17 protein-coding genes are annotated in these 20,947 nt (G+C 60.8%); 5 read left to right on the top strand and 12 right to left on the bottom strand.

Annotated features, from left to right (window positions below; translation table 11 throughout):
• Position 1: 1 nt before the first annotated feature.
• The 5 genes from DKY63_RS28195 to ppsA all read right to left on the bottom strand — a co-directional run bounded on the left by DKY63_RS28195 (position 2) and on the right by ppsA (position 5,487).
• Complete coding sequence (locus DKY63_RS28195) at positions 2-250, bottom strand: CrfX protein (RefSeq protein ID WP_110967125.1); 249 nt, start codon at positions 248-250, stop codon at positions 2-4.
• Between the two features lie 63 nt (positions 251-313).
• Positions 314-1,309: a zinc transporter ZntB gene (locus tag DKY63_RS28190; RefSeq protein ID WP_110967124.1), complete on the bottom strand. Its 996-nt coding sequence runs from the start codon at positions 1,307-1,309 to the stop codon at positions 314-316.
• Positions 1,310-1,330: 21 nt separating this feature from the next.
• Complete coding sequence (rraA, locus tag DKY63_RS28185) at positions 1,331-1,819, bottom strand: ribonuclease E activity regulator RraA (RefSeq protein WP_204354374.1); 489 nt, start codon at positions 1,817-1,819, stop codon at positions 1,331-1,333.
• 140 nt (positions 1,820-1,959) lie between these two features.
• Positions 1,960-2,949 (bottom strand): alpha/beta fold hydrolase, encoded by a 990-nt coding sequence (locus tag DKY63_RS28180; RefSeq protein WP_110967122.1) that lies wholly within the window; start codon positions 2,947-2,949, stop codon positions 1,960-1,962.
• 162 nt (positions 2,950-3,111) lie between these two features.
• On the bottom strand, positions 3,112-5,487 hold the full coding sequence (gene ppsA / locus DKY63_RS28175) for a phosphoenolpyruvate synthase (protein WP_110967121.1): 2,376 nt from the start codon (positions 5,485-5,487) through the stop codon (positions 3,112-3,114).
• Positions 5,488-5,661: 174 nt separating this feature from the next.
• Here ppsA and ppsR point away from each other — a divergent pair, with 174 nt between their 5' ends.
• A complete protein-coding gene (ppsR, locus tag DKY63_RS28170) occupies positions 5,662-6,480 on the top strand; it encodes a posphoenolpyruvate synthetase regulatory kinase/phosphorylase PpsR (protein WP_110967120.1) in 819 nt (272 codons plus the stop codon).
• 133 nt (positions 6,481-6,613) lie between these two features.
• Here the strand turns inward: ppsR and prpD are convergent, their stop codons facing one another.
• The 6 genes from prpD to DKY63_RS28140 form a co-directional block, all read right to left on the bottom strand.
• The gene (prpD, locus tag DKY63_RS28165) at positions 6,614-8,098 is read right to left on the bottom strand and encodes a 2-methylcitrate dehydratase (protein WP_110967119.1); all 1,485 of its coding nucleotides are present in this window, start codon (positions 8,096-8,098) and stop codon (positions 6,614-6,616) included.
• A 126-nt stretch (positions 8,099-8,224) separates the two neighbouring features.
• Positions 8,225-9,415 (bottom strand): 2-methylaconitate cis-trans isomerase PrpF, encoded by a 1,191-nt coding sequence (gene prpF / locus DKY63_RS28160; protein WP_110967118.1) that lies wholly within the window; start codon positions 9,413-9,415, stop codon positions 8,225-8,227.
• A gap of 56 nt (positions 9,416-9,471) precedes the next feature.
• Positions 9,472-12,066: a Fe/S-dependent 2-methylisocitrate dehydratase AcnD gene (acnD, locus tag DKY63_RS28155; protein ID WP_110967117.1), complete on the bottom strand. Its 2,595-nt coding sequence runs from the start codon at positions 12,064-12,066 to the stop codon at positions 9,472-9,474.
• Between the two features lie 204 nt (positions 12,067-12,270).
• Positions 12,271-13,398: a bifunctional 2-methylcitrate synthase/citrate synthase gene (gene prpC / locus DKY63_RS28150; RefSeq protein ID WP_110967116.1), complete on the bottom strand. Its 1,128-nt coding sequence runs from the start codon at positions 13,396-13,398 to the stop codon at positions 12,271-12,273.
• Positions 13,399-13,588: 190 nt separating this feature from the next.
• Positions 13,589-14,479 (bottom strand): methylisocitrate lyase, encoded by an 891-nt coding sequence (gene prpB / locus DKY63_RS28145; protein WP_110967115.1) that lies wholly within the window; start codon positions 14,477-14,479, stop codon positions 13,589-13,591.
• Complete coding sequence (locus tag DKY63_RS28140) at positions 14,476-15,195, bottom strand: GntR family transcriptional regulator (RefSeq protein ID WP_110967114.1); 720 nt, start codon at positions 15,193-15,195, stop codon at positions 14,476-14,478. Before DKY63_RS28140 ends, prpB begins: the two co-directional genes overlap by 4 nt.
• 298 nt (positions 15,196-15,493) lie before the next feature.
• On the opposite strand from DKY63_RS28140, the gene DKY63_RS28135 reads away from it, so the two are divergent.
• The 4 genes from DKY63_RS28135 to pabB all read left to right on the top strand — a co-directional run bounded on the left by DKY63_RS28135 (position 15,494) and on the right by pabB (position 20,091).
• On the top strand, positions 15,494-16,030 hold the full coding sequence (locus DKY63_RS28135) for an ATP-dependent zinc protease family protein (RefSeq protein ID WP_110967113.1): 537 nt from the start codon (positions 15,494-15,496) through the stop codon (positions 16,028-16,030).
• Positions 16,031-16,035: 5 nt separating this feature from the next.
• The gene (locus tag DKY63_RS28130) at positions 16,036-17,571 is read left to right on the top strand and encodes an inactive transglutaminase family protein (RefSeq protein WP_110967112.1); all 1,536 of its coding nucleotides are present in this window, start codon (positions 16,036-16,038) and stop codon (positions 17,569-17,571) included.
• Entirely contained in the window at positions 17,571-18,557 is a 987-nt protein-coding gene (locus DKY63_RS28125; protein ID WP_110967111.1) for an alpha-L-glutamate ligase-like protein, read from the top strand. Before DKY63_RS28130 ends, DKY63_RS28125 begins: the two co-directional genes overlap by 1 nt.
• A 190-nt stretch (positions 18,558-18,747) precedes the next feature.
• Positions 18,748-20,091 (top strand): aminodeoxychorismate synthase component I, encoded by a 1,344-nt coding sequence (gene pabB / locus DKY63_RS28120; protein WP_110967110.1) that lies wholly within the window; start codon positions 18,748-18,750, stop codon positions 20,089-20,091.
• A gap of 105 nt (positions 20,092-20,196) precedes the next feature.
• On the opposite strand, the gene thrH is transcribed toward pabB, so the two are convergent.
• Complete coding sequence (thrH, locus tag DKY63_RS28115; RefSeq protein WP_110967109.1) at positions 20,197-20,814, bottom strand: bifunctional phosphoserine phosphatase/homoserine phosphotransferase ThrH; 618 nt, start codon at positions 20,812-20,814, stop codon at positions 20,197-20,199.
• Positions 20,815-20,947 lie beyond the last annotated feature (133 nt).

Here is a 20,947-nt window from a genome sequence, read left to right as displayed (position 1 = left end):
TTCAATCAGCCTTATCAGCAGTGCGAGCGGTAGGTTTACGAAGACGGGACACCGGCGCAACGTGGGCCGAGCCGTTATTGAGGGCGATCATCAGGGCGGGCAGCCAGCGGCCCAACAAGCTGAACAGATCGCCGGCGCCGACCTGGCGGTTGGCGGTTTTCAGTACGCGGCCAAGGCACGCATCGTCGTCCCGGGTGGACGGGTTGGCCTTGAGCATGTCACGCAAAGACTGTTCAAACGGATCGTGCATACGCACCTCTCGTGATGTCTGTGAAAGACGCGGTCAAATTTGGTCGGGTCACAAGGTTTACATTCAAACCCAGCGCAAACGTCGAAATATCCACCACTGCCCCAGCGCCACCGCAATCATCAGCAGGCAGGCGACGAGGAAGCCATACGGGCTCCCGGATAACGGAATTCCCCCGACGTTGATCCCCAAAAGACCGGTCAGAAAACTCATCGGCAAAAAGATCCCGGTGATGATCCCGAAGCGATACATCGTGCGGTTCATGCGCACGCTCAATCTTCGGTCTTCGGCCTCCAGGACCAGCCCCACCCGCTCCCGGGTCAATTCCAACTCTTCGAGATAACGGGTAAGGCTGTTGTTCAATTCGTTCCAGTAATCGCCATCGTCCTCGACGAACCAAGGCAATTTTATGCGCGTCAGTTGACCGAAAATATCCCGCTGCGGAGCGAGAAACCGCTTCAACGCAGCCGCCCGGCGACGGATCTGCAAAACCTCTCCATGCTCAGGTGTATACCGTTCGTCGGCATCCAGCTTTTCTTCTTCCTCATCGACCACTTCCGAGAGGCAGCTGACCAGATCCTGCACTTTGTTGGTCAGGTACTGCGCCATATAGAGGATGAGTTCGGAGGCGGTTCTCGGCCCCTTGCCTTCCGCCAGTTGCACCAACAACTCTTCCGTGGCGCGCAACGGCCGCAATCGCAGGGAGATCACTCGCTGGGCGGAACCGAAGATTCGCACCGACACCATGTCTTCCGGCTCGGCCCCCGGGTTGAGGTTCACCCCGCGCAAAAATAGCAGCAGTTCACTGTCGGAAAGCTGTAGCAGACGCGGACGGGTGTTTTCTTCCAGCAACAGATCGCAGCTGAATTCGCTCAAACCACTGGATTTGCGCAGCCAGGTCTGGGTTTGCGGATGACTGCGATCCCAGTGCAGCCACAGGCTTTCATGGGCCTGAAGCTGCAAGTCATCGAGTTCTGTCCGGGCTATCGAACGCGCACCGCCTTTACCGTCCAGCACCAGGGCGTGGACCAACCCCCACTGCGCGTTTTCTTCCTCGAACATCCGCATTCCTTCGGTCAAATACTACTCAGGCATTTTCAGCGGGCTAGGCGAGATGATCACGCCGTTGTTGTCCGCATAAATGTAGTGGCCTGGATGGAAAGTCACGCCGGCAAAGGTCACGGCAACATTGAGGTCGCCGATGCCACGCTTTTCGGTTTTCATCGGATGGCTGGCCAGCGCCTGAACGCCCAGGTCGGTTTGCGCGATGACGTCGACGTCACGGATGCAACCGTAGATCACCAGCCCTTCCCAGCCATTTTTCGCGGCCTTCTCGGCCAGCATGTCGCCCAGCAGTGCGCGGCGCAGGGAGCCACCGCCATCGACCACCAGCACCTTGCCGTTGCCCTTGAGTTCGACCTGTTCCTTGACCAGCGAGTTGTCTTCGAAGCATTTGATGGTCACGATTTCGCCGCCGAAGGAATCACGGCCACCGAAATTGCTGAACATCGGTTCCAGCACCTGCACCAGCTCCGGGTAGGCGTCGCACAGGTCAGGCGTGAGGTAATGGATCATCGAGAAACTCCTGTAAAAAGGGAGACAGCACGAACATCACGGATGGTTCGATCATCGAAAATGACCGAAAAAGCTCAATCCGTCATATCTTAGCCGCAAGCCGACCAGAGCGAAATGCCCCTGATAGAGCCTCCAGCTTAGATTGCTGTGGCCACGCCCGCCTGTTCACCCAGCAACGGCGTGTGTTGATCCGCCAGCCAGCGGGCCACCAACGGCCAAACTTCGGCCTGCGCCGCCTTGCTGACCAGCATTTCCACGTGACCGAAACTGTCGGCAAAACCCTGCTCGCGCCCCAGGTTGATGAATTGCTTGTGCTCGCAGCCCAACTGATCGAACAACTTGCGACAAGCCCAGGCCGGATCCTGATGATCTCCCACAGCACTCACCGCCAGCACCGGCACATTGACCTCGGCCAAGCCTGCCCACCAATCCTTGTCGGCATCGCCAAAACGCCCGAACAGGCCGTACCAGCGCATGCTCTCAAGCGCCAGACCAATGGGCTCGTCTTCCGGCCCGCGCTTGAGCCGTGACCCGGACAACTGGGCGAAGCGCTTGAGGATAAAGCGGCCGCTCCACTCCACCGGAGGGATCTTCAACGGCCAATAGGTACGGCTGACCTGGGTACCGAAAAACGCCGCGGACGCGACCACCGGCTCGCCGATGTACTGACCGCCCAGCGCCGCCGCCAGGGTGATACCGCCCAGCGAGTGGCCGATCCAGTGCGGGACCTGGCCACTTTGTTCGCGCACGAATGCACCAATGGCCGGCAGATCGTAGCGCGCGTAATCAGCGACGCGGTTCTTGCGGTAGTCCTGGTTGCGCTGGGACAAGCCATGGCCGCGCATTTCCGGAATCCACACATCGAACCCCAGGCGCGTCAGATAAGCACCCAGGCCCACGCCCTTGGGGGAGAACCAGAAACGGCGATTGGAAAAGCTGCCGTGCAGCAGGATGACCGGCACGCCGCGCACCGCTGGCTCGTCGGCCATGCCCAGGCGCGTCACCGCGATTTCGACGCTGGCGTCAGGGCTGTTCGCGGGTTTCAAACGATAGACATCTTCGCTCAGATCACCGCGCCGTTCGGCGCTGATCAGGGCGACAGGAAATAGGTTGCTGCTGCTTTGCATAATCTCTTGCACAAAAAAGGGCGGCATCCAGATGGAGCCCGCCCTACTTCAATCTCTAAAAACAGCCCCCCTGTAGGAGCAAGGCTTGCCCGCGATGGCGTCTTCAAAATCGCCATCGCCAGCAAGCTGTGCTCCTACAGAGAGCGAGCCGTTCACACTTGATCAAGCCGAAGCCTGACCCTCAGCCAGGAAGAACCAGGTCTCCAACACGGAGTCAGGGTTCAGCGAGACGCTTTCAATGCCTTGCTCCATCAGCCACTTGGCCAGGTCCGGGTGGTCCGAAGGGCCCTGACCGCAGATGCCGATGTACTTGCCGGCCTTGTTGCACGCGGCAATGGCGTTGGCCAACAGCTTCTTGACCGCCGGATTACGCTCGTCGAACAGGTGCGCGATGATGCCGGAGTCACGGTCCAGGCCCAGGGTCAGCTGGGTCAGGTCGTTGGAGCCGATGGAGAAACCGTCGAAGTACTCGAGGAATTCATCCGCCAGGATCGCGTTGGACGGCAGCTCGCACATCATGATGACGCGCAGGCCGTTTTCACCACGGGCCAGGCCGTTCTTGGCCAGCAGGTCCACCACCTGGCTCGCTTCGCCCAGGGTACGGACGAACGGCACCATGATTTCAACGTTGGTCAGGCCCATCTCGTTACGCACGCGCTTGAGGGCGCGGCATTCGAGCTCGAAGCAGTCACGGAAAGATTCGCTGATGTAACGCGAAGCGCCGCGGAAGCCCAGCATCGGGTTTTCTTCTTCCGGCTCGTAGAGCTTGCCGCCGATCAGGTTCGCGTATTCGTTGGACTTGAAGTCCGACAGACGCACGATGACCTTCTTCGGATAGAACGCGGCCGCCAGGGTGCTGATGCCTTCGACCAGTTTTTCGACGTAGAAGCCGACCGGATCGTTGTAGCCGGCAATACGCTTGTCGACGCTTTCCTTGATGTCCAGCGGCAGACCGTCGTAGTTCAGCAGTGCCTTGGGGTGCACGCCGATCATGCGGTTGATGATGAACTCCAGGCGGGCCAGGCCCACACCGGCGTTCGGCAGCTGTGCGAAGTCAAAGGCGCGGTCCGGGTTGCCGACGTTCATCATGATCTTGAACGGCAGGTCCGGCATGGCGTCGACGGAGTTCTTCTTGATGTCGAAGCCCAGTTCGCCTTCGAAGATGTAACCGGTGTCGCCTTCGGCGCAGGAAACGGTCACGCCCTGGCCGTCCTTCAGCAGCTCGGTAGCGTTGCCGCAACCGACCACGGCCGGAATGCCCAGCTCACGGGCGATGATCGCCGCGTGGCAGGTACGGCCACCACGGTTGGTGACGATGGCGCTGGCGCGCTTCATGACCGGTTCCCAGTCCGGGTCGGTCATGTCGGAGACCAGTACGTCGCCGACCTGGACCTTGTCCATCTCGGACACGTCCTTGATGATGCGGACCTTGCCGGCGCCGATGCGCTGGCCAATGGCGCGACCTTCCACCAGCACGGTGCCGGTTTCCTTCAGCAGGTAACGTTCCATGACGTTGGCCTGGGTACGGCTCTTCACGGTTTCCGGACGGGCCTGCACGATGTACAGCTTGCCGTCGTCACCGTCCTTGGCCCATTCGATGTCCATCGGGCACTGATAGTGCTTCTCGATGATCATCGCCTGCTTGGCCAGCTCGCTGACTTCGGCGTCGGTCAGGCAGAAACGCGCGCGATCGGCCTTGTCCACATCGACGGTCTTGACCGAACGACCGGCCTTGGCCTCGTCGCCGTAGATCATCTTGATGGCCTTGCTGCCCAGGTTGCGGCGCAGGATCGCCGGACGACCAGCGGTCAGGGTGCCTTTGTGAACATAGAATTCATCCGGGTTCACCGCGCCTTGCACGACGGTTTCACCCAGGCCATAGGCGCCGGTGATGAACACCACGTCACGGAAGCCCGACTCGGTGTCGAGGGTGAACATCACGCCGGCGGTGCCGGTTTCGGAACGGACCATGCGTTGTACGCCGGCCGACAGGGCAACCAACTTGTGGTCGAAGCCCTGATGCACGCGGTAGGAAATCGCGCGATCGTTGAAAAGGGAGGCGAACACCTCTTTGGCGGCGCGAATGACGTTTTCGACACCACGGATGTTCAGGAAGGTTTCCTGCTGACCGGCGAAGGAGGCGTCCGGCAGGTCTTCTGCGGTAGCAGAAGAGCGTACGGCCACGGCCACGTCGGGATTACCGGCGGACAGGGTGGCGAAGGCGGCGCGGATTTCGGCGTTCAGTTTTTCAGGGAACTCGGCTTCCATGATCCATTGACGGATCTGGGCACCGGTCTTGGCCAGGGCATTCACATCATCGACGTCCAGTGCATCCAGGGCGTCGTGAATCTGCTGGTTCAGGCCGCTCAATTCCAGGAAGTCACGATAAGCCTGAGCGGTTGTGGCGAAGCCGCCGGGCACCGATACACCGGCACCTGCAAGGTTGCTGATCATCTCGCCCAGGGATGCGTTCTTGCCCCCCACATGCTCAACATCATGTTTGCCGAGCTTATCGAGGGAAACTACGTACTCTACCAAGGTGATCTCTCCACTAACTGTGTTGGAAAAGCTCAGACGCCGGCTGCTCGGGGGAGCGTTTGCCAGCTGTATGGCCTGGACCTGGAAAATAAGTGAGAATGCGGGCCGTTGGCGGCCGGCAAATCGCGCCTATCATATCCAAGATTCGTCACTAGCTTAAGGCCCAAGGTGCAAATGAAACGATCTGCTTTCTTTATCTCCGATGGCACCGGCATCACTGCCGAAACCCTGGGTCAAAGCCTTCTGGCGCAGTTCGAAAACATTACCTTTGCTAAATTCACGCGGCCGTACATCGACAGCGTGGAAAAAGCGCGGGCCATGGTACAACAAATCAACAAAGCCGCCGAAGTCGACGGCTTTCGTCCGATTATCTTCGACACCATCGTCAATCAGGACATTCGTGAGATCCTCGCGACTTCCAATGGTTTCATGATCGACATTTTCTCGACCTTCCTGGCGCCTCTGGAACAGGAATTGACCGAGCATTCCTCCTATTCCGTCGGCAAATCCCACTCGATCGGCTCCAATTCCAATTACATGGAGCGGATCGAGGCGGTGAACTTCGCCCTCGACAACGACGACGGCGCCCGCACGCACTACTACGACAAGGCCGACCTGATCCTGGTGGGCGTGTCGCGCTGCGGCAAGACACCTACCTGTCTGTACATGGCCATGCAATTCGGCATCCGCGCGGCCAACTACCCGCTGACCGAAGACGATATGGAGCGCCTGACCCTGCCAAGCGCCCTGCGCGCCCACCAGCACAAGCTGTTCGGCCTGACCATCGACCCCGACCGCCTCACCGCGATCCGCAACGAGCGCAAGCCCAACAGCCGCTATTCGAGCTACGCCCAGTGCGAGTTCGAAGTGCGCGAAGTAGAAAACCTGTTCCGTCGCGAGAACATTCCCAACATCAACTCCACGCATTTCTCCGTTGAAGAAATCTCCGCGAAGATTCTGGTGGAGAAAGGTGTCGAGCGGCGGTTCAAGTAGTTCTCTATTGCCTGTTCCGACCTCATCGCGGGCAAGCCTTGCTCCTACAGTTGCGAGTCGTATCGCGTAATTTTTGATCGACATCAAATCTGTGGGAGCAAGGCTTGCCCGCGATGAACGATATCGCGGTCCCCTAGATCACAAACAAATCCACAAACCGATTCACCGGCGTAGCCTCCAGCCGCGCCTGGTCCTTGCACAGCTCAAAAATCTCCTCGACTCTCTGCCCGGCAAACCGCGTTGCCAGATTCGCCCTGAACTTGTCCTCCAGTAACGGAATCCCTTCGGCACGCCGCCGACGATGACCAATCGGATACTCCACCACCACGTTATCGGTGCTGGACCCATCCTTGAAAAACACCTGCAGCCCATTGGCGATGGAGCGCTTGTCAGCTTCCAGGTATTCGCGGGTGAAACGCGGGTCTTCGACGATGACCATCTTGTCGCGCAACACGTCAATGATCGTGTGCGACCGGTGGAAATCATCCTCGTAGTACTCGGCCACCAGATTGCCGAACGCCAGCGGCACGGCGGTCATGTACTGGATGCAATGGTCGCGGTCTGCCGCATTGGCCAGCGGGCCGACCTTGGAAATGATGCGGATCGCCGATTCGTGGGTGGTGATGACGATCCTGTCGATTTCGTGCAACCGATTACGCACTTGCGGGTGCAGAGTCACGGCAGCCTCGCAGGCGGTTTGCGCATGGAACTCGGCGGGAAAACTGATCTTGAACAGCACGTTTTCCATCACATAACTGCCGTACGGCCGGGAGAAACTGAAAGCACGCTTGTCTTCAGGCTTGAGCGCCAGATCGTTGTTGGTGTGGCTGAACAATACGTCATAAAAGCCCCACTGTTTGGCACTCAAAACGCCGGGGATACCCATTTCACCGCGCATCGCCATATCCGCCAGACGCACACCTCGGCTGGAGGCATCCCCCGCCGCCCAGGATTTACGCGATCCGGCATTCGGCGCATGACGGTAAGTGCGCAGTGCCTGGCCATCGGCGAAGGCATGGGACAACGCCGAAAGCAGCTGCTCGCGATTGGCCCCCATCAGCTTGGCGGTGACCGCCGTCGAGGCCACTTTCACCAGAATCACGTGATCGAGGCCAACCCGGTTGAACGAGTTTTCCAGGGCAATCACGCCTTGAATCTCGTGGGCCATGATCATTGCTTCGAGCACGGTACGAACGCTCAGCGGCGCCTCACCATTGGCCAGGCGTTTTTGTGATAAATGGTCAGCCACCGCAAGGATGCCACCGAGATTGTCCGACGGATGACCCCACTCGGCGGCCAGCCAGGTGTCGTTGTAATCGAGCCAGCGCACGATGCAACCGATGTCCCACGCCGCCTTGACCGGATCCAGCCGAAAAGACGTACCCGGCACCCGCGCGCCAAACGGCACCACCGTGCCCTCGACAACCGGCCCCAGATGCTTGGTGCATTCGGGAAAGCGCAGCGCCAGCAGGCCACAGCCCAGGGTGTCCATCAGGCAGTTGCGGGCGGTGTCGAGGGCTTCCGGCGATTCGATCCGGAAATTCAGGACGTAATCGGCAATGTCCTGCAGGACCTGGTCGTAGTCCGGGCGGTTGTTGAGGTCAACGTTGGCACTCATGGTCGATTCACTCTTGTAGGAGCGAGCTTTGCTCGCGATGGTCGTCAACGATTACGCTGGGCGCCTGACACCCCGTGGTGCTCTCGTGTCCATCGCGAGCAGGCTCGCTCCTACATAAGGTATGCGTCAGAACGAATCACCCGGCACGCGCACAAACCCCTCCATCAACACCCGCGCACTGCGGCTCATGATGGCTTTGTTCACGGTCCATTCACCGTTGACCTGACTGGCCTCGGCCCCCACGCGCAAGGTGCCGGACGGATGACCGAAGCGCACCGCGTTGCGCTCGACGCCACCGGCCGCAAGGTTCACCAAGGTGCCGGAAATCGCCGCCGCCGTACCGATCGCCACCGCTGCGGTACCCATCATCGCGTGGTGCAGCTTGCCCATGGACAGCGCACGTACCAGCAGGTCGACATCGCCAGCCGCAATCGCCTTGCCACTGGAAGCCACGTAATCCGCAGGCTTGGCCACGAACGCCACCTTCGGCGTGTGCTGCCGCTTGGCCGCTTCGTCAATGTTGGAAATCAGGCCCATGCGCAATGCGCCGTAGGCACGGATGGTTTCGAACATCAGCAGCGCTTTCGGATCGCCGTTGATCGCGCCCTGCAACTCGGTGCCCTTGTAGCCGATGTCTTCGGCATTGACGAAAATCGTCGGGATGCCGGCGTTGATCATGGTCGCCTTGAAGGTGCCGACACCCGGCACTTCCAGGTCATCGATCAGGTTGCCGGTAGGGAACATCGAACCACCGCCACCCTCTTCCTCCGCGGCCGGATCCAGAAACTCGATTTGCACTTCCGCGGCCGGGAAGGTCACGCCGTCGAGTTCGAAATCGCCGGTTTCCTGCACTTCACCGTTGGTGATCGGCACGTGGGCGATGATGGTCTTGCCGATGTTGGCCTGCCACACGCGAACCACGGCAACGCCGTTGTGCGGGATGCGGCTGGCGTCCACCAGGCCATTGCTGACAGCGAACGAACCGACTGCCGCCGACAGGTTGCCGCAGTTGCCGCTCCAGTCGACGAAAGGTTTGTCGATGGAGACTTGACCGAACAGGTAGTCGACATCGTGATCGGCCTTGATGCTTTTCGACAGGATCACGGTTTTGCTGGTGCTGGAGGTCGCGCCGCCCATGCCGTCGATTTGCTTGTCGTATGGGTCGGGGCTGCCAATCACGCGCAGCAACAGTGCATCGCGGGCAGGGCCCGGAACCTGTGCCGCTTCCGGCAAATCCTTCAGGCTGAAGAACACGCCTTTGCTGGTGCCGCCGCGCATGTAGGTGGCGGGAATCTTGATCTGTGGTGCGTGAGCCATGATTGCTCCTTCATAACAGGCACGGGACCCAAGGTCCCGTGCCTGCACAGCTTGTTTTAAACGGCTACCGCCGATTCTTCGAGGAAGTCCTGGGCGAAACGTTGCAACACGCCGCCAGCCTCGTAGATCGACACTTCTTCGGCGGTGTCGAGACGGCAGGTCACCGGCACCTCGACGCGCTCGCCGTTCTTGCGATGGATCACCAGGGTCAGGTCAGCCCGTGGCGTGCGATCACCGATCACGTCATAGACTTCGGTGCCGTCGATGGCCAGGGTGTGACGGTTGGTGCCCGGCTTGAACTCCAGCGGCAACACGCCCATGCCCACCAGGTTGGTGCGGTGGATGCGCTCGAAACCTTCGGCGGCAATCGCCTCCACACCCGCCAGACGCACGCCCTTGGCGGCCCAGTCGCGGGACGAGCCCTGACCGTAGTCGGCGCCGGCGATGATGATCAGCGACTGCTTGCGATCCATGTAGGTCTCGATGGCTTCCCACATGCGCATCACTTTGCCTTCCGGCTCGACGCGGGCCAGGGAGCCCTGCTTGACCTTGCCGTTCTCGACAACCATTTCGTTGAACAGTTTCGGGTTGGCGAAGGTCGCGCGCTGCGCGGTCAAGTGGTCGCCACGGTGCGTCGCGTAAGAGTTGAAGTCTTCTTCCGGCAGGCCCATTTTCGCCAGGTATTCGCCAGCGGCGCTGTCCAGCATGATGGCGTTGGACGGCGACAGGTGGTCGGTGGTGATGTTGTCCGGCAGCACCGCCAGCGGACGCATGCCCTTGAGCGGACGAGCGCCGGCCAATGCGCCTTCCCAGTACGGCGGACGACGGATGTAAGTGCTCATCTCGCGCCAGTCGTACAGCGGCTTCACTTTCGGACCGGTGTCTTCGTGGATGGCGAACATCGGGATGTACACCTGACGGAACTGCTCCGGCTTCACCGACGCCTTGACCACTGCGTCGACTTCTTCATCGCTCGGCCAGATGTCTTTCAGACGGATTTCCTTGCCGTCGACCACGCCCAGCACGTCTTTTTCGATGTCGAAACGGATGGTGCCGGCAATGGCATAAGCGACCACCAGCGGTGGCGAAGCGAGGAACGCCTGCTTGGCGTACGGGTGAATCCGGCCGTCGAAGTTGCGGTTACCGGACAGCACGGCAGTGGCGTACAGGTCGCGGTCGATGATCTCTTGCTGGATCACCGGGTCCAGTGCACCGGACATGCCGTTGCAGGTGGTGCAGGCGAAGGCGACGACGCCGAAACCGAGCTGTTCCAGCTCATCGGTCAGGCCGGCTTCGTCGAGGTACAGCGCCACGGTTTTCGAGCCCGGCGCCAGGGACGATTTGACCCATGGCTTGCGGGTCAGGCCGAGCTTGTTGGCGTTGCGCGCCAGCAGGCCAGCGGCGATCACGTTGCGCGGGTTGCTGGTGTTGGTGCAGCTGGTGATGGCAGCGATGATCACCGCGCCGTCCGGCATTTGCCCTGGAACGTCTTCCCACTGACCAGAAATGCCTTTGGCCGCCAGATCCGACACCGCGACCCGGGCGTGCGGGTTGCTCGGGCCGGCCATGTTGCGCACCACCGAAGACAGGTCGAAGGTCAAGCCGCGCTCGTATTGCGCACCTTTCAGGCTGTCCGCCCACAGGCCGATCTGCTTGGCATAGTTCTCGACCAACTGCACCTGCTCGTCTTCACGGCCGGTGAGTTTGAGGTAGTCGATGGTCTGCTGGTCGATGTAGAACATCGCGGCAGTAGCACCGTACTCAGGCGCCATGTTGGAAATGGTTGCACGGTCGCCGAGGGTCAGCGCCGACGCGCCTTCGCCGAAGAACTCCAGCCACGCACCTACAACCTTCTGCTTGCGCAAGAACTCGGTCAGTGCCAGCACCATGTCGGTGGCGGTGATGCCCGGCTGCAGCTTGCCGGTCAGTTCGACGCCGACGCTTTCCGGCAGGCGCATCCAGGAGGCACGGCCGAGCATCACGCTCTCGGCTTCCAGGCCACCGACACCGATGGCGATCACGCCCAGTGCATCGACGTGCGGGGTGTGGCTGTCGGTGCCGACGCAGGTGTCAGGGAAGGCCACGCCGTCACGCACCTGGATCACCGGAGACATTTTCTCCAGGTTGATCTGGTGCATGATGCCGTTGCCCGGCGGGATCACGTCGACGTTCTTGAACGCCTTCTTGGTCCAGTTGATGAAGTGGAAACGGTCTTCGTTGCGACGGTCTTCGATGGCGCGGTTCTTTTCGAACGCTTCCGGATCGAAGCCGCCGCGCTCGACGGCCAGGGAGTGGTCGACGATCAGTTGGGTCGGCACCACCGGGTTGACTTGCGCCGGGTCACCGCCTTGCTGGGCGATGGCGTCACGCAGGCCGGCGAGGTCCACCAGCGCGGTCTGGCCGAGAATGTCGTGGCACACCACGCGGGCCGGGAACCATGGGAAATCGAGGTCGCGCTTGCGCTCGATGAATTGCTTGAGCGATTCGGTGAGCGTGGCCGGGTCGCAGCGACGCACAAGGTTTTCCGCCAGCACGCGGGAGGTGTACGGCAGGGTGTCATAGGCGCCGGGCTGGATGGCCTCGACTGCCGCACGCACGTCGTAGTAAGCCAGATGGCTGCCGGGCAGCGGTTTACGGAATTCTGTGTTCATCGGTCAGGACTCGGTCACGGTAATTACAAAGGGTGGGGCCTGGCGCCAGACTTGAGTTCCACACAGTCCACTGTAGGAGCGAGCCTGCTCGCGATAGCGATGTAACTGGCGACATTGATGTTGAATGTCAGTCCGTCATCGCGAGCAGGCTCGCTCCTACAGGGATCTGTGTCGGGTTCAGATCCCGGTGCCGACCTCCACCATTCAGCGTTGTTCGATTGGCACGAACTTGCGCTGTTCAACGCCGGTGTATTCGGCGCTTGGACGGATGATGCGGTTGTTGGCGCGTTGTTCGAACACGTGGGCCGCCCAGCCGGTCAGGCGCGAGCAGACGAAAATCGGTGTGAACAACTTGGTCGGGATGCCCATGAAGTGGTACGCCGAGGCATGGTAGAAGTCGGCGTTCGGGAACAGTTTCTTTTGCTCCCACATGGTCTTGTCGATGGCTTCGGAAACCGGGAACAGCACCTTGTCGCCCACTTCGTCGGCGAGCTTTTTCGACCAGCCCTTGATCACTTCGTTACGTGGATCGCTGTCCTTATAGATCGCGTGGCCGAAGCCCATGATCTTGTCCTTGCGCTCGAGCATGCCCAGGGTGCCCTTGATCGCGTCTTCCGGCGACGAGAAGCGCTCGATCATTTCCATCGCCGCTTCGTTGGCACCGCCATGCAGCGGGCCGCGCAGCGAGCCGATGGCCGCGGTGACGCAGGAGTACAGGTCGGACAGGGTCGAGGCACAAACGCGGGCGGTGAAGGTCGAGGCGTTGAATTCGTGCTCCGCGTAGAGGATCAGCGAAACGTTCATCACCTTGACGTGCAGCTCGCTTGGCTTCTTGCCGTGCAGCAGGTGCAGGAAGTGGCCGCCGATGGACTGCTCGTCGCTCACGCATTCGATGCGCTTGCCTTCATGGCTGAAGCGATACCAGTAGGTCATGATCGCCGGGAAGGCGGCCAGCAGGCGGTCGGTCTTGTCGTGTTGCTCGGAGAAGTTGTGCTCCGGTTCCAGGTTGCCCAGGAACGAGCAACCGGTGCGCATCACGTCCATCGGGTGGGCGTCGGCAGGGATGCGTTCCAGCACTTCTTTCAGGGCTTGTGGCAGGTCGCGCAGCTTGCTCAGCTTGGCGACGTAGGCCGCCAGTTGCGCCTTGCTCGGCAGTTCGCCGTACAGCAGCAGGTAAGCGACTTCTTCGAATTGCGCGTCAGCCGCCAGTTCGCGAACGTCGTAGCCGCGGTAGGTCAGGCCCGCGCCCGCCTGGCCCACGGTGGACAGTGCGGTTTGCCCGGCAACCTGGCCACGGAGCCCGGCGCCACTGAGTACTTTTGCTTCGGCCATTGCTGTCTCCAGTCTTCTTGAATTTGTCAGAGATGTTCTATCTGCCCCTTGTAGGAGCGAGCCTGCTCGCGATGGTGGACGCTTCACCGCGGGGCATCAGGCTCCCCGCGTCATCGTTGACGTCCATCGCGAGCATGCTCGCTCCTACAGGGATCTGTGCAGTCCCGGGTTTACAGGTGCAGGGTGTTCATTACTTCTTCGCGGCAAACAACGCATCGAGCTTCTGCTCGAAGGTGTGGTAGTCGATGCGATCGTAAAGCTCCATGCGAGTCTGCATGGTGTCGATGACGTTCTGTTGCGTGCCGTCGCGACGGATCGCGGTGTAGACGTTTTCCGCGGCCTTGTTCATGGCACGGAAGGCCGACAGCGGGTACAGCACCAGCGACACATCCGCTCCAGCCAGTTGCTCGGTGGTGTACAGCGGCGTGGCGCCGAATTCGGTGATGTTGGCCAGGATCGGCGCTTTCACGCGGTTGGCGAACAATTTGTACATTTCCAGCTCGGTGATGGCTTCCGGGAACACCATGTCGGCGCCAGCCTCGATGCAGGCGGCCGCGCGATCCAGGGCGGACTCCAGACCTTCCACCGCCAGGGCGTCGGTACGGGCCATGATCACGAAGCTGTCATCGGTACGGGCATCGACGGCGGCCTTGATGCGGTCGACCATTTCCTGCTGCGAAACGATTTCCTTATTAGGGCGGTGACCGCAACGCTTGGCGCCGACCTGGTCTTCGATGTGAATCGCCGCCGCACCGAACTTGATCATCGACTTGACGGTACGGGCGACGTTGAACGCCGAAGAACCGAAACCGGTGTCCACGTCCACCAGCAGCGGCAGGTCGCAGACGTCGGTGATGCGGCGCACGTCGGTCAGCACGTCATCCAGGCCGGTGATGCCCAGGTCAGGCACGCCCAGGGAGCCAGCAGCCACCCCGCCACCGGACAGGTAAATCGCCTTGAAACCGGCACGCTTGGCCAGCAGGGCGTGGTTGGCGTTGATCGCGCCGACCACTTGCAATGGATGCTCGCTGGCGACCGCATCGCGGAAACGCTGGCCTGGAGTGCTCTTGTTCAAACTCATGACTCACCTCGTTTGGCTGTCGGGTTGGCGCCGTCCTGGTAATGACGGGCGATGTTGCGTTTGGAAGCGCCGATGTGACGGCGCATCAACAACTCGGCCAGTTCACCGTCACGGTCGGCGATGGCATCGAGAATTCGGTGGTGTTCGGCAAAGGCCTGGTGCGGGCGATTGGGCGTGGTGGAGAACTGGATGCGGTACATGCGCACCAGTTGATACAGCTCGCCGCAGAGCATTTGCGTCAAGGTGCGGTTACCGCTGCCCTGGATGATCCGGTAGTGGAAGTCGAAATCGCCTTCCTGCTGGTAATAGCCCCGACCGGCCTGGAACGCCTCATCACGTTCGTGGGTTTCGAGGACGCGGCGCAGTTCGTCGATCTCTTCTACGCTCATGCGTTCGGCCGCCAGTCGGCAAGCCATGCCTTCGAGGGATTCGCGGATTTCGTAGAGTTCCAGCAGCTCGGCATGGTTGAGCGAGACCACCCGGGCGCCGACATGCGGCACGCGCACCAGCAGGCGCTGGCCTTCCAGACGGTGGATCGCCTCGCGCAGCGGCCCGCGGCTGATGCCGTAGGTACGGGCCAGCTCCGGCTCGGAGATTTTGCTGCCCGGCGCGATATCGCCCTTGACGATGGCCGCCTGGATGCGTCGGAAGACGTTCTCGGAAAGGGTTTCAGAATCGTCTGAAACCGGAACCGGCGGATCGAGTTGGTCCAGCATATTGTCGACACCTTGAAAGCTGATGCGGCAAAAACTAACGAATTCAGGCTACGCAGTCAAAGGATAAATGGAAATTGTCGACAATCGTCTAATAACCGCCTGCACCATAACGAAGCAGCACATCGAATTTCAGCTGCCGGTCAGCGCTGGCGCCGTAAAACCACCGTGCTAGAATGCCGCCCGCATTTGTTTGTCACATCTGCACTGTCTGTCACAAATAGCTGATAGGCATACGAGGAGCTTGCGCAGCAATGCCAGGGTCTTGAATCGAAATACAGACCGCTGCGCACCAGGATTTATGAGACTCAAGCCCTTCCCCGCCTTCCTTTATGTGCTATGCCTGCCCGGGTTCGCAGTCGCGGGGGAAAAGACTGTGTATGGCCTTAATGAGTACGCATCGCTGGGCGGCATCGACCTGGAAGTGGCGGCCAAGCTCGATACCGGGGCCAAGACCGCATCGCTCAGTGCCCGCGACATCAAGCGCTTCAAACGCAATGGCGAATCCTGGGTCCGCTTTTATCTGGCGATCGACGCCGCCCATTCGCACCCGATCGAACGACCGCTGGCCCGCGTCAGCAAGATCAAGCGCCGCGCCGGCGACTACGACCCGGAAGAAGGCAAGAAGTACACGGCCCGCCCGGTGATCGAGCTGGATATCTGCATGGGCTCGGCCCTGCGCAGCATAGAAGTGAACCTGACCGACCGTAGCGCGTTCCAATACCCGCTTTTGATTGGCTCCGAGGCGCTCAAGCGCTTCGACGCGCTGGTCGACCCCAGTCTTAAATACGCTGCCGGCAAACCCGCCTGCGCCACCGACGCTCATACCGCAGAGTAATTCCAATGCGCTCTCTTACCCTCCATCTGAAACTGCTGATCGCCATCCTGGTGGTGCTGGGCATTTCAGTTACGGCCTATCAGATCTTCGTGCTGGGCATCCCCGTGACCGAAGACGCCACCGACGACTTGTGGAACATCGACGCCAAGGTCGAGTTCGTCGCCAGTGCAAAGGATCCGGTCAAGATCCAGATGTTCGTGCCGCCGCTGAGCCGCGACTATGTCAGCCTCAACGAGAGCTTCATCTCCAATAACTACGGGGTGGCGGTCAACCGGGTCGACGGCAACCGCAAGGTCACCTGGTCGGCACGCCGGGCCAAGGGCAACCAGACGCTTTATTACCGCCTGGTGCTGACCAAGCGCTACAGCGCCGAAAAAACCAAGATCAAGGGCCCGACTTTCCGCGACAGCATCGCCGTCGAAGGTCCGGAGAAAATTGCCGCCGAAGCCCTGCTCGCGCCGATTCGCCAGCACTCGGCCGACGTCGAGACCTTCGTCGGCGAGGCGATCAAACGTGTCAACAATGTCAACGACGACAACGTGAAGCTGCTGCTGGCGGGTGATCCATCCACCTCGCAAAAAGCCCGGATCGTCGAACTGGTCCTGTCCATTGCCCACGTGCCGGTGGAAAAGGTCCACACCATTCGCCTGGTCGCCGATCAACCGCAAACCCCGGAACTGTGGCTGCGCAGCTTCAACGGCACCGACTGGCTGTACTTCAACCCGGAGACCGGCGAACAGGGCCTGCCGACCGACCGCCTGCTGTGGTGGACCGGCGATGAAAACCTGATCACCGTCGATGGCGGCAAGAAAGCCACCGTTACCTTCAGCATGAACAACAGCGAAATGAACGCCATTCGCCTGGCCAAGCTGACCGACGAAAACACCGACGCCAACTTCCTCGAATACTCGCTGTACGGCTTGCCGCTGCAGACCCAGCAGACCTTCATGATCATGGTGATGATCCCGATCGGCGTGCTGGTGATCCTGATCCTGCGCAACCTGATCGGCCTGCAGACCCTCGGCACCTTTACTCCGGTGCTGATCGCCCTGGCCTTCCGCGAAACCCAGCTGGGCTTCGGCATTGTGCTGTTCACTATCATTACGGCCCTGGGGCTGTCACTGCGCTCCTACCTTGAACACCTGAAGCTGCAAATGCTGCCGAGGCTGTCGGTGGTACTGACGTTCGTGGTGGTGTTGATCGCGGCCATCAGCCTGTTCAGCCACAAACTGGGCCTGGAACGCGGGTTGTCGGTGGCGCTGTTCCCGATGGTGATTCTGACCATGACCATCGAACGCCTGTCGATCACCTGGGAAGAACGCGGCGCCAGCCACGCCATGAAAGTGGCTGTCGGCACCCTGTTCGCCGCGTCCCTGGCGCACCTGATCATGACCATCCCGGAGCTGGTGTACTTCGTCTTCACCTTCCCGGCGATCCTGCTGATCATGGTGGGCTTCATGCTGGCCATGGGTCGCTATCGCGGCTACCGCCTGACCGAACTGGTGCGTTTCAAGGCCTTCCTGAAAAAGGCTGACGCTTGATGTTTGGCTTCTGGAAGACCTGGAAGGCCCTGGAAGCCCGGGGCATCATGGGCATCAATCGGCGAAACGCGGACTATGTGCTCAAGTACAACAAGCGCAGCCTGTACCCGATTGTCGATGACAAGATCATCACCAAGGAGCGCGCCATCGCCGCCGGCATCCACGTGCCGGAGCTTTACGGGATCATCTCCACGGAGAAGGAAATCGATAACCTCGACGAGATCATCGGCGGGCGCAACGACTTCGTGATCAAGCCGGCCCAGGGCGCGGGCGGCGACGGCATCATTGTGATTGCCGACCGCTTCGAGGGGCGCTACCGCACGGTGTCGGGCAAGATCCTCGCCCACGAAGAGCTCGAGCATCACATCTCCAGCATTCTCACCGGCCTCTATTCGCTGGGCGGGCACCGCGACCGGGCCCTGATCGAATACCGCGTGACCCCGGACCAGATCTTCAAGAGCATCAGCTACGAAGGCGTGCCCGACATCCGCATCATCGTGCTGATGGGCTACCCGGTGATGGCCATGCTGCGCCTGCCGACCCGCCAGTCCGGCGGCAAGGCCAACCTGCACCAGGGTGCCATCGGCGTCGGCGTCGACCTCGCCACCGGCCTGACCCTGCGTGGCACCTGGCTGAACAACATCATCGCCAAGCACCCGGACACCACCAACGCGGTGGACGGCGTGCAACTGCCCTATTGGGACGGTTTCATGAAACTCGCCGCCGGCTGCTATGAGCTGTGCGGGTTGGGGTACATCGGTGTCGACATGGTGCTCGACCAGGAAAAAGGCCCACTGATTCTTGAGCTCAATGCCCGGCCGGGCCTGAACATCCAGATTGCCAACGACTGTGGCCTGACCTTGCGCACCCACGCGGTGGAAGCACGGATCGAAGAGATGAAGGCCCGTGGCGTGACGGAAACCGTCGAGGAGCGCGTGGCGTTTGTGCAGGAGATGTTTGGGCATATCCCGCCGGTTGAAGGCTGATTCCTCCCCCTGTAGGAGCGAGCACGCTCGCGATGGTCGTCAACGATGACGATGGAAACCTGACACTACGCGGTGTTCTGGCGCTCATCGCGAGCATGCTCGCTCCTACAGGTCATCAATCCCCTCTAGGACCAAATCCCGCAGGGGACTACAATCGCCACCCCGCCTCGATGGCTGATCCAACCCGCCCATGTTGACCTGTTCCGTACACCCGCTGCCCTATCGCGCCAATCCCGCCGACTACTTTTCGGCCATCCGCCACGCCCCCGGCGCCGTGCTGCTCGACAGTGGCCGCCCCGCTGCCGAACGCGGACGCTTCGACCTGCTCAGCGCCTGGCCGCTGGCCGAACTGACAGTGGCGCCTGACGAAAGTGGTGGCGATTTCCTGCAGCGCCTGCGCGATAACCTGACACGACTGGGTGAAGCCTCCCTGCCAGCAGATTGCGAACTGCCATTTGCCGGCGGCCTGATCGGCTACCTGAGCTACGACTTCGGCCGTCATCTGGAGCATCTGCCCAGCCACGCCCTGGATGATCTGCAATTGCAGGATGCGCGCTTCGGCCTGTACGACTGGGCGCTGATCAGCGATCACCAGCAGGCCACCAGCCAGTTGGTGTTTCACCCGACACTGGTCGACAGCGAGCGTCAGCGCCTGATCCAGCTATTCAGCCTGCCACCGGTTGACGCGTTCGAACCCTTCAAGCTGCAAACGCCGATGAAGGCCGACCTGAACGCCGAACAATACCGGCAGGCCATCGAGCGCATTCAGCAATACATCCAGGCCGGCGACTGCTATCAGGTCAATTTCGCCCAACGCTTCCGCGCGCCCTGTGACGGTGATCCCTGGACCGCCTATTGCGCGTTGCGCCAGGCCTGCCCGACACCGTTCTCCGGCTTCCAGAGCCTGCCAGATGGTGGCGCAGTGCTGAGTCTGTCTCCGGAGCGCTTCGTCAAAGTCAGCGAGCGCCACGTGGAAACCCGCCCGATCAAAGGCACCCGCCCGCGTGGCCTGACGGCCAGCGAAGATGCGGCGAACGCCGCCGAACTGCTGGCCAGCCCCAAGGATCGCGCGGAAAACCTGATGATCGTCGACCTGTTGCGCAATGACCTCGGTCGCACCTGCCGTACAGGTTCGGTCCGGGTTCCGGAACTGTTCAGCCTGGAAAGCTACCCCAACGTGCATCACCTGGTGAGCAGCGTGACCGGTGAACTGGCGGACGACCGGGATGCTCTGGACCTGATCGCCGGCAGCTTCCCCGGCGGCTCGATTACCGGCGCCCCGAAGATTCGCGCAATGCAGATCATCGACGAGCTGGAGCCGACCCGACGCGGGTTGTATTGCGGCTCGTTGTTGTACCTGGACGTGCGCGGCGAGATGGACAGCTCCATCGCCATTCGCAGTTTGCTGGTCAAGGATGGGCAGGTGTGTTGCTGGGGCGGTGGCGGAATTGTCGCGGACTCCGAGTGGCAGGCGGAGTATCAGGAGTCGATTACCAAGGTAAAGGTGCTTCTGGACACACTGCAAAACCTGTAGGAGCGAGCCTGCTCGCGATCAATCCGGCAACGACGCGGGGTGTCAGGCATCCCGCGTCATCGTTGACGACCATCGCGAGCAGGCTCGCTCCTACAGGGGTTGGGCTTACAGGCTCAGGGGGCGGTTCGAAGCCTTGATGAACTCCTGCTTCAACGCTTCAAACGTATGCACCGCCGGGAATTGCGGGAATTCGCGGATCACGTTGTCCGGCGCATGGAACAGAATCCCGGCATCCGCCTCGCCCAGCATGGTGGTGTCGTTGTAGGAGTCCCCGGCGGCAATCACCCGGTAGTACAGGCTCTTGAACGCCAAAACCGACTGACGCTTGGGATCTTTCTGACGCAGCTGGTAGCCGGTCACTCGCCCGGTGTCGTCGGTAATCAGGCGATGGCAGAGCAGCGTCGGGAAGCCCAACTGACGCATCAGCGGCTGTGAGAACTCATAGAAAGTGTCCGACAGAATCACCACCTGGAAGCGTTCGCGCAGCCAGTTGACGAACTCGATGGCGCCGTCCAGCGGCTTGAGCGTGGCGATCACTTCCTGGATATCGGTGAGTTTCAGCCCGTGTTCGTCGAGAATCCGCAGGCGCTGCTTCATCAATACGTCGTAGTCGGGAATGTCCCGGGTGGTGGCCCTGAGGGATTCGATCCCGGTTTTTTCGGCAAACGCGATCCAGATTTCCGGGACCAGCACACCTTCAAGATCCAGACAGGCAATTTCCACAAGACACTCCCATTTGTATTGTTTATTGAGTCGAGCGAGGCCGAACTCTAGCGATTCAAGTCCTACCGCGCAACGCAGAGGACGCCCCGGCGGCTGCAGCTTTTTGTTACCATCAGCCCCATATAGAGCGCCC

It is taken from the genome of Pseudomonas putida, from assembly GCF_003228315.1.
Classification (GTDB): domain Bacteria; phylum Pseudomonadota; class Gammaproteobacteria; order Pseudomonadales; family Pseudomonadaceae; genus Aquipseudomonas; species Aquipseudomonas putida_S.
The sequence above is the reverse complement of the archived record's forward strand: the minus strand, read 5'-3'. Positions and strand labels throughout refer to the sequence as shown.

Excerpts from the sequence above, each read along its gene's own strand:
- DKY63_RS28195 (WP_110967125.1), bottom strand. The coding sequence starts at position 250 with ATGCACGATCCGTTTGAACAGTCTTTGCGTGACATGCTCAAGGCCAAC.
- DKY63_RS28190 (WP_110967124.1), bottom strand. The coding sequence starts at position 1,309 with ATGTTCGAGGAAGAAAACGCGCAGTGGGGGTTGGTCCACGCCCTGGTG.
- DKY63_RS28180 (WP_110967122.1), bottom strand. The coding sequence starts at position 2,949 with ATGCAAAGCAGCAGCAACCTATTTCCTGTCGCCCTGATCAGCGCCGAA.
- ppsR (WP_110967120.1), top strand. The coding sequence starts at position 5,662 with ATGAAACGATCTGCTTTCTTTATCTCCGATGGCACCGGCATCACTGCC.
- prpD (WP_110967119.1), bottom strand. The coding sequence starts at position 8,098 with ATGAGTGCCAACGTTGACCTCAACAACCGCCCGGACTACGACCAGGTC.
- prpF (WP_110967118.1), bottom strand. The coding sequence starts at position 9,415 with ATGGCTCACGCACCACAGATCAAGATTCCCGCCACCTACATGCGCGGC.
- acnD (WP_110967117.1), bottom strand. The coding sequence starts at position 12,066 with ATGAACACAGAATTCCGTAAACCGCTGCCCGGCAGCCATCTGGCTTAC.
- prpC (WP_110967116.1), bottom strand. The coding sequence starts at position 13,398 with ATGGCCGAAGCAAAAGTACTCAGTGGCGCCGGGCTCCGTGGCCAGGTT.
- prpB (WP_110967115.1), bottom strand. The coding sequence starts at position 14,479 with ATGAGTTTGAACAAGAGCACTCCAGGCCAGCGTTTCCGCGATGCGGTC.
- DKY63_RS28140 (WP_110967114.1), bottom strand. The coding sequence starts at position 15,195 with ATGCTGGACCAACTCGATCCGCCGGTTCCGGTTTCAGACGATTCTGAA.
- DKY63_RS28135 (WP_110967113.1), top strand. The coding sequence starts at position 15,494 with ATGAGACTCAAGCCCTTCCCCGCCTTCCTTTATGTGCTATGCCTGCCC.
- DKY63_RS28130 (WP_110967112.1), top strand. The coding sequence starts at position 16,036 with ATGCGCTCTCTTACCCTCCATCTGAAACTGCTGATCGCCATCCTGGTG.
- DKY63_RS28125 (WP_110967111.1), top strand. The coding sequence starts at position 17,571 with ATGTTTGGCTTCTGGAAGACCTGGAAGGCCCTGGAAGCCCGGGGCATC.
- pabB (WP_110967110.1), top strand. The coding sequence starts at position 18,748 with ATGTTGACCTGTTCCGTACACCCGCTGCCCTATCGCGCCAATCCCGCC.